Annotated in this window: 15 protein-coding genes and 1 pseudogene; 12 read left to right on the top strand and 4 right to left on the bottom strand. The window is 62.3% G+C overall.

Going from position 1 to position 14,507, the window contains the following annotated elements:
• The first annotated feature begins 13 nt into the window (after positions 1 to 13).
• The 5 genes and pseudogenes from ABNX08_RS39860 to ABNX08_RS39840 all read left to right on the top strand — a co-directional run bounded on the left by ABNX08_RS39860 (position 14) and on the right by ABNX08_RS39840 (position 3,844).
• On the top strand, positions 14 to 985 hold the full coding sequence (locus ABNX08_RS39860; protein ID WP_349607729.1) for a LysR family transcriptional regulator: 972 nt from the start codon (positions 14 to 16) through the stop codon (positions 983 to 985).
• Between the two features lie 131 nt (positions 986 to 1,116).
• The gene (locus tag ABNX08_RS39855) at positions 1,117 to 2,166 is read left to right on the top strand and encodes a zinc-binding dehydrogenase (protein WP_349607731.1); all 1,050 of its coding nucleotides are present in this window, start codon (positions 1,117 to 1,119) and stop codon (positions 2,164 to 2,166) included.
• 46 nt (positions 2,167 to 2,212) lie between these two features.
• Positions 2,213 to 2,518: pseudogene (locus tag ABNX08_RS39850) on the top strand (LysR family transcriptional regulator); the annotation flags it as partial.
• 163 nt (positions 2,519 to 2,681) lie between these two features.
• Positions 2,682 to 3,263 carry a chromate transporter gene (locus ABNX08_RS39845; RefSeq protein ID WP_349607733.1) on the top strand — a complete coding sequence of 194 codons (582 nt, stop codon included), beginning with the start codon at positions 2,682 to 2,684 and terminating at the stop codon, positions 3,261 to 3,263.
• The gene (locus tag ABNX08_RS39840; protein WP_349607735.1) at positions 3,260 to 3,844 is read left to right on the top strand and encodes a chromate transporter; all 585 of its coding nucleotides are present in this window, start codon (positions 3,260 to 3,262) and stop codon (positions 3,842 to 3,844) included. Before ABNX08_RS39845 ends, ABNX08_RS39840 begins: the two co-directional genes overlap by 4 nt.
• On the opposite strand, the gene ABNX08_RS39835 is transcribed toward ABNX08_RS39840, so the two are convergent.
• Positions 3,841 to 4,080 (bottom strand): HipA N-terminal domain-containing protein, encoded by a 240-nt coding sequence (locus ABNX08_RS39835; protein ID WP_349607737.1) that lies wholly within the window; start codon positions 4,078 to 4,080, stop codon positions 3,841 to 3,843. The two genes, ABNX08_RS39840 and ABNX08_RS39835, sit on opposite strands and share 4 nt — an antisense overlap.
• Positions 4,081 to 4,618: 538 nt before the next feature.
• Here ABNX08_RS39835 and ABNX08_RS39830 point away from each other — a divergent pair.
• Together ABNX08_RS39830 and ABNX08_RS39825 are read left to right on the top strand one after the other, a co-directional pair.
• Complete coding sequence (locus ABNX08_RS39830) at positions 4,619 to 5,752, top strand: nitronate monooxygenase (RefSeq protein ID WP_349607739.1); 1,134 nt, start codon at positions 4,619 to 4,621, stop codon at positions 5,750 to 5,752.
• A gap of 153 nt (positions 5,753 to 5,905) precedes the next feature.
• Entirely contained in the window at positions 5,906 to 6,874 is a 969-nt protein-coding gene (locus ABNX08_RS39825) for a tripartite tricarboxylate transporter substrate binding protein (protein WP_349607741.1), read from the top strand.
• A gap of 79 nt (positions 6,875 to 6,953) precedes the next feature.
• Here ABNX08_RS39825 and ABNX08_RS39820 read toward each other — a convergent pair whose 3' ends face one another.
• The 3 genes from ABNX08_RS39820 to ABNX08_RS39810 are packed head-to-tail and all read right to left on the bottom strand — an operon-like array spanning position 6,954 to position 9,180.
• Complete coding sequence (locus ABNX08_RS39820) at positions 6,954 to 7,511, bottom strand: DUF2889 domain-containing protein (protein ID WP_349607743.1); 558 nt, start codon at positions 7,509 to 7,511, stop codon at positions 6,954 to 6,956.
• 48 nt (positions 7,512 to 7,559) lie between these two features.
• A complete protein-coding gene (locus ABNX08_RS39815) occupies positions 7,560 to 8,474 on the bottom strand; it encodes a helix-turn-helix domain-containing protein (RefSeq protein WP_349607745.1) in 915 nt (304 codons plus the stop codon).
• A 22-nt stretch (positions 8,475 to 8,496) separates the two neighbouring features.
• Positions 8,497 to 9,180 (bottom strand): helix-turn-helix domain-containing protein, encoded by a 684-nt coding sequence (locus ABNX08_RS39810; protein ID WP_349607747.1) that lies wholly within the window; start codon positions 9,178 to 9,180, stop codon positions 8,497 to 8,499.
• A 255-nt stretch (positions 9,181 to 9,435) separates the two neighbouring features.
• Here ABNX08_RS39810 and ABNX08_RS39805 point away from each other — a divergent pair, with 255 nt between their 5' ends.
• From ABNX08_RS39805 to ABNX08_RS39785, 5 genes are all read left to right on the top strand, one after another.
• Positions 9,436 to 10,623, top strand: coding sequence for an acetyl-CoA C-acyltransferase (locus ABNX08_RS39805; RefSeq protein ID WP_349607749.1), 1,188 nt, complete (start codon positions 9,436 to 9,438; stop codon positions 10,621 to 10,623).
• Between the two features lie 128 nt (positions 10,624 to 10,751).
• Positions 10,752 to 11,921, top strand: a complete 1,170-nt coding sequence (locus ABNX08_RS39800) for an iron-containing alcohol dehydrogenase family protein (protein ID WP_349607751.1) — start codon at positions 10,752 to 10,754, stop codon at positions 11,919 to 11,921.
• A gap of 4 nt (positions 11,922 to 11,925) precedes the next feature.
• Positions 11,926 to 13,290, top strand: a complete 1,365-nt coding sequence (locus tag ABNX08_RS39795) for an acyclic terpene utilization AtuA family protein (RefSeq protein WP_349607753.1) — start codon at positions 11,926 to 11,928, stop codon at positions 13,288 to 13,290.
• 1 nt (position 13,291) lies between these two features.
• Positions 13,292 to 13,621: a hypothetical protein gene (locus ABNX08_RS39790; RefSeq protein WP_349607755.1), complete on the top strand. Its 330-nt coding sequence runs from the start codon at positions 13,292 to 13,294 to the stop codon at positions 13,619 to 13,621.
• Positions 13,618 to 14,418 carry an enoyl-CoA hydratase-related protein gene (locus tag ABNX08_RS39785; protein ID WP_349607757.1) on the top strand — a complete coding sequence of 267 codons (801 nt, stop codon included), beginning with the start codon at positions 13,618 to 13,620 and terminating at the stop codon, positions 14,416 to 14,418. The genes ABNX08_RS39790 and ABNX08_RS39785 overlap by 4 nt, the downstream gene beginning before the upstream one ends.
• Positions 14,419 to 14,507 lie beyond the last annotated feature (89 nt).

Here is a 14,507-nt window from a genome sequence, read left to right as displayed (position 1 = left end):
ACAAAGGAGTTGCATGGCACAGCCAGTGCGCACGGCTATGAATGACCTCTCTCGCATCCACACGTTTATCCGCGTAGTGCAACTGGGCAGCCTCTCGGCTGCAGCCAGAGCCCTGAATACTTCGGTCACAACCATTGCACGCCAGGTCAGTTCGCTGGAAGACGAGCTGAGGGTCAGGCTCCTTCATCGTAGTTCACGCAAGCTGACGCTGACGGAGCCGGGTAAGCTGTTCTATGCGCGTGCATGCGCGCTATGTACGGACTTGCGCAATGCCATGCAGGAGGCCAGTTCCTTCCAGGAGCACGTGAAGGGAACGCTGCGGATTTCACTGCGGCCGTCCCTGGGGCACACGGTAATCGTTCCGGCCTTGCCAGGCTTTCTTGCCAGGTACCCAGGCCTGAGGATCGACGTGTCCTTCTCAGATGAGCGCCAAGACTTGATTGCAGACGATATCGACGTGGCGGTCTGGATGGGCGCCATTCCGGACAGCGATATCGTCGCCCGACGACTCAGTCCGGGTGAACGCATTGCCTTCGCTTCGCCGGCATACCTGAAGGCTCGCGGTGTGCCGCGGGTGCCGGAAGACCTACGACACCATGAATGCCTGCTGTTCAAGGGTTCTCACTATGGAAACAAGTGGTGTTTTACCAAAGCGGGAATGCTTCCCAGCGAAGTCGTTGTCAGTGGATCGATCCAGACTGACAACACACTTGCGCTCTATTCGGCGGCGCTGGCGGGCGCCGGTGTAATGGTCGCCAATGAATGGGGGGCGCGCGTATTCATCGCACAGGGACGGCTGCAAAGAGTGCTGAGCGATTACCGGGTGCAGTATGCAGCGACGGACGGTGAGCTATATGCCGTCTATGCCAGCAATCGCGGTGTCTCGCGCAAGGTCCGGGTCTTCGTTGACTTCCTCGTCGATCTGTTCAAGGCGACAGCGGTAGGGGGGCAGCCCGATCCACGTACTTGTGCAGGGTCGGATTAATCGTAAAGGGGACCCTTGGCGCCCGTGATCACATCAGGCGTTAAGGTGCTTCGCGCCCTGGCTGGATGTTCGGCCTCCCATCACATCCTAGAATCGGCTTCACATTTCGAGCGATTCAAGGGGATGCACGCATGAAAGGGTTGACGTTTCCAGGCGACCGGCAAGTTGAGTACATCGAATTAGCAGATCCGGTTCCGGACGCCGGCGAAGTGGTACTGGAGGTGAAGGCGTCTGGCATGTGCGGTAGTGACTTGCACGCTTACCGGCGCCAGAAGGGCACGGCGCCAACGGGGCGCCACCGCTTTCATGAAGGGCCGATCATCTGCGGGCATGAACCGTGCGGCATTGTCGTGGCCATTGGCATGGCGGTGCCAGCCTCGCTGGCGCGTATGGGCCAGCGTGTCATGGTGCATCACTATGCGGGGTGCGGCGGCTGCAATTCTTGCCGCAGTGGCTGGCAGCAACTGTGCCAGGAGGTGCCATTGCGCGTGTATGGCGCCAACGACCACGGCGCGCATGCGAAGTACCTGAAAGTGCCGGCAACGACATTGGTGGCACTACCGGACGAGTTGTCGTTCACCACAGGCGCCGCCATTTCCTGTGGCACGGGCACGGCCTTCGGCGGCCTGCGGCGGCTCGATCTGTCGGGCCGGGATACGATCGCAATCTTCGGGCAAGGTCCTGTGGGTCTCGCGGGTACGCAACTGGCCAAGGCGATGGGCGCGCGCGTGATCGCCCTGGACGTCAGCGATTCACGCCTCGATATCGCCAGGCGCCTCGGTGCAGACGAGGTCATCAATCCTGCACGGGACGCTGCGGTCGATGTCATCAGGCAGCTCACGCGTGGAGAAGGCGTTGACGCCTCGCTGGACAGCTCCGGCTCCGCAGTGGCACGTCTGGCTGCCGTCCAGTGTCTGAAAACCTGGGGGCGCGCGTGCCTGGTGGGGGAGGGCGGAGAGCTACGGCTGGATGTCAGCGCCGACATGCTGCGCAAACAGGTCACCGTGATGGGTTCGTGGACCTTTTCCACGGTCGTACAGGCCGAGTGTGCGCGTTTTATGGTGGACCGCATGGTAGACGGGGACGCCGTCTTTTCGAACCGCTGGCAATTCGAGGATGCCGCAGAGGCGTACCGGCTCTTCGACAGGCAGGCAACCGGCAAGGGGGTCTTTGTCTTCTGACGCGCTCAGATATAATAAAAACTCATTTCTACGTGACAATGGCTGCATGGCGCGACGCATTCCCCCCCTGAATCCCTTGCGCGTATTCGAGGTCGTTGCGCGCACCCAGAATCTCACGCTTGCGGCGCAGGAACTGCATGTCTCGCAATCCGCGGTAAGCCGCCAGATCGGCGTGCTGGAAACCTACCTTGGCATCGAACTGTTCCGCCGCGAGCGTCACGGCGTCACGCTGACGCGGATGGGGAAAAGCTATGCGGAGGAAGTCGTTCCTGCCTTTGATGCGATTGCCAGCGCCACGAACCGCTTGCTGGGCAGCACCTCGCAGGGCGCCTTGCGCGTCCGCACCTATACTCTGCGAGCCCTAGGGAGCGGCGCGGAACGGGATGTGCGCATTATCGAAGGCGTCGCCTGAGACATCGCACCGGACAGTCGCCGCACGGTCCGGTGCATTACCCCACGAAATCGAGGGCAGGCACGTCCGGTGTGCAAGCGAGCCGACTCGGCAGAGATCAGCTATGTATCCAAAGCAAGCAGTGGAGCACGATCGCCCTAAGCCCAATTCGGTTGGTGAGCTGTTCCTCGTCTTTACCTGGCTCGCACTGCAGGGCTTCGGCGGCGTCCTGGCCGTGGTCCAGCAGGAGTTGGTGGAACGCAAGCGCTGGCTAACGCGGGAGGAGTTCGTCGAGGATTGGGCCGTCGCGCAGGTCATGCCCGGGCCGAACATCATCAATATGGCATTGATGATTGGCGGACGAGCATTCGGGTTGCGTGGTGCAATGGCTGCGTTAGGCGGCATTCTCCTGTTGCCGCTATTGCTGCTGCTGTCGCTGGAGTTGTTGCACGCCCGATTCGCACATCACGCTGGTGTAGCGGGGGCCCTGCGCGGCATGGGAGCAGTCGCCGCCGGATTGTTCGCCGCAGTGGGCCTCAGGCTACTTGGCGGGTTGCATGCCAACCCATTGGGAATGCCTCTGGCGATCGCGCTTGGTCTCTGTTGCTTTGCTGCGGTGGCGGTATTTCACTGGCCGCTGCTCTATGTGCTATTGAGTCTTGGCATGTTTGCCTACCTGCTCTGCTACCGCAACCTGAAATCATGAACGACAGCATCACGATCGCGCTAGGTATTGCGGACTGGCAGAATCTCTTCTTTCATTATCTGTCGCTTTCCTTGATGTCCATCGGTGGAGCCATCACGACGGCCCCGGAAATGCACCATTATCTGGTGGAGCAGAGGCACTGGCTCAGCGATGGTCAATTCAATGCGTCGATGACCCTGGCTCAAGCCGCGCCCGGGCCTAACGTGCTGTTCGTTGCGCTGCTCGGCTGGAATGTCGGGATGAACGCCGGCGGCGGATTGGCGACGGCAATGCTCGGCGCAGCGTTGACAATGTCCGGCATCCTGCTGCCAAGCACGACCTTGACGTACCTCGCAGCGCGGTGGGCGTACCGCAACAAGAACCTACGCAGTGTGGTCGCGTTCAAGCAAGGTATGGCACCCATCGTCATCGCGCTGATTGTCGCAACAGCGTGGACCCTGGCGAGGGCAAACAATCCTTCAGAGGATTGGCGACTGTGGGGAGTGACGATATGCACCGCGATCCTGCTTTGGCGTTGTCGCCCCCACGTCTTGTGGCTGCTAGGCGCGGGGGCGGTTCTGGGATGGTTCGGCATTGTCTAGTTGTTGCCGAGTCTGTGGTGGATGCGTTCGAGCAGACACCCCGCAGGGCGGTTCATCGCAAAGAGAGGAGGAAACACGCTGCCGCCGTAGCTTTGCACGCCGATCGGTATGCCCAGCGACACTTCGCACGGCCGCACGCTCGTCGTATAGTTGAAGACAAAGCGCGAGGCCTCGTCGAGGGTTCCCGACGGCCCTCGGGGCGTGGTCACTAGCAGGCGTTTGTGTTTGTCATTCATTGTCGTCCTCCAGCATGGCGCCTCGCGCCGCCACCGTTTGGCGGGCATCGGGTGATGGCCAGCCCCTGAAGCGAAGAGGTTGCCAATTGTGACCTTCTCGCTCCCCATTCATTGAGTGCGCACAATGCGCTCACTCGGCGCGGACTGGCATCTACGTAACCTTGCGCGCACCATTTGGCTTCGCGCGCTCATCTGGCCAAAACGGAAATGCCTGCTGCTTGTTTTGCATGACGGAACAAATGGCCCGCGGCTTCGAAGCGCGACTACGTTTTCCTAATATCGTTCGACCAAAGCGAAAACGGCTGGCCAGCTCACCCATCCAGAGCATGCGGGATAAGGGCAGAAAGGCGGGCTTCACTCGGCCCTGATGCCGCTATGCCGACCCTTTTCATTGGCGTAAGCCCCCGCTCCACGCTGGTCTTAGATATTTCCGAATCAGTTCGCTGAAGCGCTTGCCGTGAAGATCACGGAAATGGTTTCGGTGGAGCGGACGACCATCATCAAGCAATGACGGTGACACTCTTTCTGGAGTTTTGAGATGAAGAACGACATGACCAGCTTGCGCCAGAAGCTGGGATATTCCGTCCCTATTTTCGCCTTTTCCCACTGCCGCGATGTGGTTGTCGAGGTCACGCGCGCCGGTGGCTTCGGCGTACTGGGTGCATCGTGGTTTACCCCGGAACAACTGGAAGTGGAGCTTGCCTGGATCGACAGGCACGTTGACGGTAAGCCTTACGGCATCGACATCGTCGTGCCTGGCAAGTACTCGAAAGAGGCGGAGGAAACCACCGGATCGCTGGATGCACTAATCCCGGACGAGCACAAGGCATACATGGATACCGTCTTGAAGGAGGCCGACGTGCCGCCGCTGCCCGAGGAAGAACATGGCCGCCTCTACGAGGAGATCCTCCAGGTCGGGCGCAACCGTACGGCGAGCGGTGGCATGCGCCTGGTGGAAGTCGCACTGCAGCATCCCCAAGTCAGGCTGGTGGTCAGCGCGCTAGGCGAGCCGCGCGCCGACATCGTGTCGCTACTGCGCAGCCGCGGCATCCTGGTGGGCGCGCTTTGTGGCAAGGCCGAACATGCCGAGCGAAACCTCAAGGCCGGTGTGGACCTGCTGGTGGCCGTTGGCACTGAGGCGGCCGGTCATACGGGCGAGATCACGACCATGGTGCTGGTGCCGCAAGTGGTAGCCGCGGCTGCCGGCCGAGTGCCGGTGCTAGCCGCCGGTGGGATTACCCGCGGAAGCCAGATTGCCGCAGCACGGGCACTGGGCGCGGAGGGAGTCTGGACCGGCACGATCTGGCTTGGCACACGAGAGAGCGAACTGATCGAGCCGTTCCAGAAAGAGGTGCTGTTTGCAGCGCGCTCCGAAGACGTCGCGCGGCGCCGGTGCTGGAGCGGAAAAACTGTCCGCATGATCAAGAGTCAGCTTTCCGAAGCCTGGGAGCGTCCCGATGCGCCCGTACCGCTACAGGCGCCGCTTCAAGCTGTGCTCTGGAATCCGGCACAGGCTCGTGTGGTGCGGGCGAAGCGCAAGGAATACTTTTCATATCCGGCGGGCCAGGGCGTCTGGGACCTGACACATGAGCGCTCGGTCAAGGATGTCATGTACCAACTGCAACTGGAGTACGCCGAAGCCATGGAGCGCATCACCGCGCCCGACGATTGACCGCCAGGGAATCCATGCGCGCACGGGAGTAATCGATCAATCCGGTGCGCATATCACCACCCGCAGTTCGCTGCCGGGCTACGCATCGCGCCAGAAAACGTTTGCGTTGCGTCGAGCTCTTGTACTGTCTGACGACAAATCTTGGAGCCAACCGTGAGAGGATTTCCCAAAACATTTTTTGCCGCCGTGCCGCTTATCCTGGCGTGCACAGGGGCGATGGCACAGTCGTCGTTCCCATCCCGGCCGATCCGTGTGATCGTTCCGTTTGCGGCCGGCAGCACTACAGACCAGGTGGCGCGCTTTATCGGCCAGCATGTCACCGAGCAGACCAGACAGCCTGTCGTCGTGGAAAACAAGCCCGGCGCTAATGGGATTATCGGTATCCAGTACGTACTGAGCCAGCCTGCTGATGGCTATACGGTCATCATCACGACCAGCACCACACACGCGTCCAATGCTAGCCTGTACCGGAAGCTGCCTTATGATCCAGTCGCAGACTTTGTCCCGATCGCCGGGATCTCGTTAGGCGGCATGGTGCTGGCCGTCTCGCCGACCATAAAGGCCGACAACGTGACCGAGCTGGTCGCCCTGGCCCGGCATAAGCCCGGGACGCTCACATTCGGCAGTGCCAGCTCGTGGACGCTTGCCGGCGGGGAGCTATTCAAGCAACAGGCAAAGGTGGACATCCTGCACGTGCCCTACAAGGCGATGTCGGCGGTGGTCAGCGATATCATCGGTGGCCGTGTCGACATGACTTTCGGCGACTCGCTTTCGATCATGCCGCAGGTTCGGAACGGCAAGCTGCGCGCGCTTGGTGTCTCGACGCGCAATCGCATGCCTGGCCTTGAGACGGTTCCCACGATAGCCGAGCAGGGCGTCCCGGGTTACGAACTAAGCGGCTGGGTCGCGGCGTTCGCGCCAAAAGGCACACCCGCAGAAGTGGCGGACAAGCTGAATGAAGTCATCACTGCTGCCGTGAAGATGCCCGAAGCTGCTCGACTGTTTGGCGAAAGCGGCTGGCGGCCGATGCCCATGTCGCGCCAGGAGCTCGCGGACTTCCAGAAGAAGGACATCGAGCGCTGGTCCCGCATCGTGAAGACTGCGAAGATGGAGCTTGAATAGTCTGCAATCGGGAAACCGCCGGCCGTATGGATGCCTAACGGCCGGCGGTGTGTTTTGCAGCCGGCCCGCGCTTATTCCCTTATTCCGAATCGGGCTGATAATGCTGTGGCCAGTAGCGCTGGATGACACTGCGATGTTTCGCATAGCTATAGCAGCTATCCACCCGGACCGGGATTTTGCTGGTGTCGACGGTTGTCTGCCCTTCGCGCTGTACGCCGTTAATGCCCTGGAAGGCGGTGGTGCCCATGGGAATCAGCATCTCCATCAGGTGCGTGCAACTCGCCGCGCCGCGCAGCTTTGCCTTGACTGTCGAAGACCAGCCTGACGCAATCCGGTCTCCGACAAGCACGGATAACGTCGACTCGGTTTCCTTGCAAAGCGAATAGGGCGTGGCATCAGACGAAGCTTCCACCGCACGCACGACATAGTCCCGATCCACCGTCAGCCGCAGCGACAGGTCATGAAGCGCCTCGCCCGGCGGCAACGGATCCGCCAGGCTAATCCGCTGAAACGCAAATGGCTTGGTATCGATCAGCCGCGCTTCGATATCGTAGAGCCCGTCTTCACGCTGATACGCCTTCATCGAAATGACCCGCTCGTGGATTTCACGGCGGGCAGCGGGGGGTGACAAGGGCATTTGAAAATCTCACATGGGCATTGGATACTGGCGCGGCGGATGGCGCTATCACGCTGACAGCGATACCTTCAGGTCTTCTGCGACCTTCAGCAGCTGCGGCGCGATTTCCCGCTCGACGCGTTCGGGATAGAACTCCTGCGCCGACATGCCACAACCAAGCACGAAGATATCATCGCTGCCGGTGGGTATCACGGGGACCGCGACAGCGCCAATGTTGCGCGACAAGTTTGAGACCGAGGTACAGTAGCCCTTGCTCAGGTATTCCTGCCGCGATCGTTCGATCTGGCGCGCCAAAGGCGACCACCGTTCCCCATACTGCGACCGCAGCCGCTCGAGCAGCGGTGACGCCTCGCTTTCCTTGAGCGCACAGAGAGCGGCGAACCCAGATGCGGAACGACAGATCGGTAGCTTCCCACCGACATCCAGGACAACGGCATCCGGGTGGTACGGACTCACGACGTTCTCGACGACCTGGACCAGGTCGCTCTGCCTGATGCTCAGCGCTGCATACACATCGAGTTCGCTGGCGAGTTGTTTCAGTTGCTGCTGCGATGCGGAAGCAGGAATCCGCGCGAAGGCATTGCCAAAGCCAAGGCTCAGTGTCAATGCTGTAAGTCGCAGGCGTCCGCGCTGGCTTTCGCGAGCGAGGTAGCCCAGGTCGACCAGGACGGCGGAGAGCCGCGAGACAGTCGTGCGCGTCAGGCCAGACCGCTCGGAAATCTGCGCGTTGGTGAGCCACGTATCGTGGTCTTGCCAGGATTCGAACAGCGCGAGGCCATGGGCCAAAGCTTCGACGAAATCGGAGCCCGGGTCCTGGCGCGCAGGCGAAGTCTTGCGTGCGGAAACGGCCTTCTTGCGCTCGCCAGAGGTGGTATGTACCCGGCGCACGATTCCCGTCAGGTCCAGCTTCGTCGCGGTCGGGTCGGCGATCTGCCAGACGTTTTGGAGCGGCTTGGTGTCCATGGCTTGATACCTCTCGGTACAGCTATTGCTGTGCAATGTCTCGCGCGGCCTGGCAAAGATGCAGTCCGACACGGGCGAGGCGCGCCTCGGATGGCGCTTCGGGCTGCGGCATATGCAGCGTCAATACGAAGTCACCGACGTGCTCGAACCGCACTGCGGTACTGGCGCTCAGCTCGCTGGCCGCCTCGTCCCACCGATAACAGCATCCCTTCTCGCTGAGTTGCCTGGCAAATTCGCCAGTGACGCTGGTCTTGTCGCCATAAAAGAACTCCCGGCAATGGCGCGACGGAACCTGCTCATCGTCGGACACCTCGCCGGTTCTCTGTGACAGCAGCGTGCTGGTGGCAGCAGACCAGCGGAACACCGGGACCATGCTGCGTCCGATCATCGCTTCCAATACCGCGACCCCACCGGTTTCCTCGAAGAAGGCCTGGAAGCGCGGCGCATGCTGCGCCAAGTCGAGTCCGGCGAGCATCGACCGGCCCGAGCGTGCGCTGAGATGCCCCGGCACATAACTGCCCTGGTCGGTGCGACGCAGGTAACCCATGGCTGCAAGCGTGTTGGTCAGTCGGGAGACAGTCGCCTTAGGCAGTCCGGTGCTTGCCACGACATCCCGGTTGCGCAGCGGTCTGTCAGCGCTGCCTAAGGTTTGCAGCACTGCCAGGCCTCGTTCCAGGGAAGTGACTTTGTAAGGCTTGGATGGCATGGGGAGATGCGAAAGACGGGGACGCCCCGAATGGTGACCCAGCTTAGTGTCGCCAATCGATAGCTGTCAACAACGGGTAATCCCTGCCCGATTTAGCGATTCTATTTGCCGAATACGGGGTTTTGCGAGGTGGAAGACTGCGTGGACGGCGACTCGTGAGTTTTCGCTGCCGGAACAACTTGCGACTTGCTGTCGCACGCAGGCCGTGCTCCGCAAGATGCAGCTCATACGCGAATCTAATCCAAGGAGTCTCCGGTGCGCGAAGCCGTCATCGTATCCACTGCACGAACCCCCCTTGCCAAGTCCCATCGGGGGGAATTCAACATCACGCCGGGTCCCACCCTGGCTGCTTTCGCCATCCAGGCCGCGGTTCAACGCGCCGGCATCGAGCCGGGGCGCATCGAAGACCTGATTCTGGGCTGTGGCTACCCGGAAGGCACGACCGGCAGGAACGTTGCTCGTCAGGCAGCACTCCGGGCGGGCCTGCCGATTGGCGTCGCAGGTGCCACGGTGAACCGGTACTGCGCGTCAGGTCTCGAGGCCATCGCCATTGCAGCCGGACGGGTGGTCATGGATGGCGCCGACGCCGCTGTCGCGGGTGGTGTCGAAAGCATCTCCCAAATCCGAGCGCGCGCAACCGACGGAACCGATACCACCATTGATCCCTGGCTTGCCGAGCATCGCCCGGAACTATTCCTGTCGATGATCGAGACCGCGGAAGTGGTCGCCCGGCGCTACGAGATCAGCCGCGAAGCACAGGACCGCTTTGCCGCCGACAGCCAGCGAAAGGTGGAAGCGGCGCAAAAGGCGGGGCGCTTTGCCGACGAAATCGTTCCGTGCACGACGACGATGGCGGTCACCGACAAAGTCACCAAAGCCGTGACGCACAAGGAAGTGACCGTCGACGCCGACAACTGCAACCGCCCGGGCACCGCCTACGAAAGCCTGGAAAAGCTTCAGCCCGTGCTGGGCGAAGGACATGTCGTGACAGCAGGGAACGCTTCGCAGCTGTCCGACGGCGCCGCGGCATGCGTGCTGATGGAGGCGTCCCAGGCTTCGAAGCTGGGACTCGAGCCGCTCGGCGCTTTCCGGGGATATGCGCTGGCCGGCTGCGAGCCCGACGAAATGGGTATCGGTCCCGTCTACGCCGTTCCCAGGCTACTGAAGCGGCACGGCCTGACCGTGGCGGACATCGGCCTGTGGGAACTCAATGAAGCCTTTGCGAGCCAAGCGGTCTACTGCCAGCGGCAGCTTGGCATCCCGGACGAGCGCTTGAACGTGAATGGCGGCGCGATCTCTGTTGGACATCCGTTCGGCATGAGCGGCGCGAGACTGGCAGGTCACGTGTTGCTGGAGGGCCGCCGGCGGCGCGCCAGGTATGCGGTTGTGACGATGTGCATAGCCGGTGGGATGGGCGCTGCCGGCTTGTTTGAAATCTTCTGAACCCGGGTAGCGGCTGCATTCGCCGCCGCGGCTTGTTTTCACCCGCGGAACAGTCTCGTGCCGGCTTCGCGCTGGCCGCCAGCCACCGCATCATGGTCCTCACCTTACAGGCAATGCGCAAAACCTCAATGCAATCCTTCCGTCATATCGTACCGGCCCTGCGCATCTTCCAGGGTGCGGACAGCCTCGGCACGCTTGGGGCAGAGCTGGCGCGGCTCGGCAGCAAGCGCGCGCTGGTCTTCTGTGGCGCAACGCTCGGCCGCGACGCCGGTATCGTCGACCTGATCGTCTCGGCGGCGCAGGGACGCTGTGCCGGTGTCTATGCCGGGGTGCGTTCGCAAAGCCCCCTGCCTGCGGTCGAGCAAGCCGCAGCGGAACTGGCGCGGGTCAATGCCGATGCCGTCATTGCGGTCGGCGGCGGCTCGGCGATCGTGACCGCGCGTGCAGCCAGCATCCTGATGGCCGAGCAGCGACCGGCCCACGTCATGTGCACGCAGCGCGACCCGTCCGGGAAGCTGACCAGCCCCAAGCTGCTCGCCCCCAAGCTGCCCCAGCTGGTCATTCCGACCACGCCGACGACCGCCATCGTGAAGGCCGGCAGCGCCGTCCTTGATCCAGCCGACGGCAGCCGCCTGGCGCTCTATGACCCCAAGACCCGGGCGCAGTCCGTGTTCATCCACCCGGACCTGCTCAGGACTGCGTCGCGCCAGCTGATCCTCAGTGCCGGACTCAATACGTTGTCGCTGGCAGTCGAAGGCCTGATGTCGCGCAAGGGCGATCCCATGGCCGATGCCATGCTGATGCACGCGGTGCGCCTGCTCACGAAGCATCTCGGTGCGAGCGAGCACGATTATGACGACGGCGAGCGTGCGGAACTGATGGCGGCTTCGATCCTGTGTGGCCATGGTTCCGACTACACGGGTGCCGGCGCTGCCCTGACACTCGGCCACGCCATCAGTGCCAGGTTCGGCATCGACAACGGCATCACCGACGCCATCGTGCTGCCCGCCGTGCTTCGTTTCAATGCCCCCGAAGCCGCGCAAGGCCTTGCCAAGATCGCTACCGCGCTTGGATTGCCTGGAACGGAACAAGACGTGGCCGGCGCCAGGGTGGTCGATGCGCTTGCGTCGGTCTTCGGCGCGCTGAAGCTGCCCACGCGTCTGCGTGATCTCGATGTCCCGCAGGACGCGCTGCCCGAGCTGGCCCGGGTGTCCTTCGACGACTGGTACCTGCAGAACAATCCGCGCCCGGTGCGCGACGCAAAACAGTTACAGCAAATTCTCCAAGAGGTGTGGTGACAACATGAAAGACATCGTACGTATCGGATCTGGTTCTGGTTTTTGGGGAGACGCACTCGACCCCGCCCTGGAACTGCTGGAACACGGCAAGCTTGACTACCTATCGTTCGACTTCCTCGCCGAGCTGACCATGGCGCTGCTGCAGCGCCTGCGGGCCAAGAATCCGCAGTTGGGCTACGTGCCGGACGTCATCGACTACATGCGCGCGACCATGCCACTTGCGCGCCAGTCCGGGACGAAGCTGATTTCCAATGGCGGTGGCGTCAATCCCATGGCCGCCGGCAACGCCATCGTCAAGACAGCGCAGGAATTGGGCTTGTCGGGGACGAAGGTTGGGGTCATCGAAGGCGATGACGTGCTGCACCGGCTCGACGACATTATCGCGAGTGGCATTCCCCTCGTAAACATGGATACCGGCGACACGGATTTCGCCAGAATCCGCACGCGCGTCGTCGCGGCCAATGTCTATACCGATGCCTCGGGCATCGTGGAAGCCCTGGGGGCCGGCGCGGATGTGGTGGTGGCGGGCCGCGTGTCCGACAACGCGCTGTACGTGGGCCCCATGGTCCACGAATTCGGGTGGCGCTACGAAGCATCTTACGAGGATCGCATTGCCGCGGCGGTGACGGTCGGCCACGTGCTGGAATGCGCCGGCTGCGCCAGCGGCGGGATCAACTCGCGTTTCGCCGAGATGCCGCATATGGGGAATCTCGGCTTCCCGTTCGCGGACTTCTCCAAGGACGGCACCGCCGTGATCAGCAAGCTCCAGGGAACTGGCGGCCGGGTCGACCAGTTCACGATCAAGGAGCACTTGCTTTACGAGATCAATGATCCTCGCCGCTATGTGATGCCCGATGGCGTCGCCGATTTCACTTCGCTCTCGCTTGAAGAACTGGGCGGCGATCGCGTTCGCATCAGCGGCATGACGGGAACGGGTCGTCCGGATCAGCTCAAGGTCGTCATCGGCTATGAAGACGGCTGGATCGGCGAGGGCATGATGTTCTTCCCCTGGCCGTCGGCGCTGGCGCGGGCGGAGAAGGCCCGCGAAACCCTGCTCGAGCGCTTTGAGCGTCTGGGCCTGAAGGCCGACGAGATCCAGTTCGATTTCGTCGGTGTCAATATGCTGCACGGCCCGGCGGCACCCCGCAGCAACTGCGACCACAACGAGGTCGGCCTGCGCGTCGCAGTGCGCACGCGCACAAAGGACGAGGCCGAGAAAGTTCGGCGAGCCTGCGCCCATATGTGGATCATGGGCCCCGGCGGCACGTCGTTCGGCGCGCCGATGAAGCCGCGTCCCGTGGTGTCGCTGTGGCCGACGCTGATTCCGCGCGAGTTGATCCAGCAGACCGTGACGGTCCTCGACGTTTGAAATGGAGATCGAAAGCATGACTTCCCTGCTCAAAGACATTGCCTACGTGCGCTCCGGCGATAAAGGCGACACGGTGACGATCGGCGTGATCGCAAAAACGCCACAGGACTACGAGGCGCTGCGCCGCTCCGTGACCCCCGAGGCCGTGAAGCAATTGTTCGGCGAATGGGTCCGCGGTGACGTCGAGGTATTCGAGGCCGCAAATCTGCACTCGCTCAGCGTATTCATGCACAAGGCGCTGGGCGGCGGCGCCACCCGGACGCTGCGGCTGGACCAGACCGGCAAATCGCTGGGCAATGCCATCCTGCGCCTGCCTGTGGTCCAGCCATGAATGCCGAAACCATTGCGGAAGGATTGGTCTTGGCCGAAGTGGCGCCCGGCGTGCTGGAAGTCAGGATCGACCGCCCACAGGCCCGTAACGCGCTGTCGGTGGCCGTCTTCAACGGCCTGAGCTCAGTATGGAAGCGCATCAACAAGGACAAGTCAGTCCAGGTGGTGATCCTCACGTCCGCTGACTGCGGCACCTTTTGCGCCGGCATGGACCTGAAGGAAGCGGCGGCCATCCGTCGGGATGATGCCACGGCCGACATCACGGACCGGATCGAGGATCCCTTCCAGCAAGGCATGAGGACGGTCAACGTGCCGATCATCGCTGCCATGACGGGGAGTTTTACCGCAGGCGGCATGATGCTTGCCCTGAACTGTGACTTGCGGGTCGGCTTGCGTGGGACGCTAGGGGGCATCGCCGAGGCGAAGGTGGGGCGCGGCTCCCCCTGGGGTGTTCCGCTGCTCTGGATGCTGCCGCAGGCAGTGCTGATGGAAATGACCCTGACCGGCGACTTTTTACCGATCGAGCGCCTGCACGCGCTTGGATTTGTCAACCATGTGGCAGAGACGCCAGACGAGGTTCGTACCGTCGCACTCCAGATGGCGACGAAGATTGCAGCCAATGCGCCGCTTTCCGTGCGTGCCGGAAAGAAAAGCATCCAGCACGCCGGCTCGGTCGGTGTCGAGCAAGGGCTGCGCGATGCGGTCGACATCTACGCCACCGTGTACGCAAGCGAGGATGCGCAGGAAGGTATGCGCGCTTTCGCGGAGAAGCGGGCGCCCCGCTGGCAGGGACGTTGAGATGGCGGTTTTGCATGGCGGAACAGTTCGCACCACGGTTCTGCCGCCAAGCAAAGCGGGTCATGATGAGGATAAGAGGCCAGCACTGG

Origin of the sequence: Cupriavidus sp. DF5525 (genome assembly GCF_040149425.2) — a bacterium.
Taxonomy (GTDB): domain Bacteria; phylum Pseudomonadota; class Gammaproteobacteria; order Burkholderiales; family Burkholderiaceae; genus Cupriavidus; species Cupriavidus pickettii_A.
The sequence above is the reverse complement of the archived record's forward strand: the minus strand, read 5'-3'. Positions and strand labels throughout refer to the sequence as shown.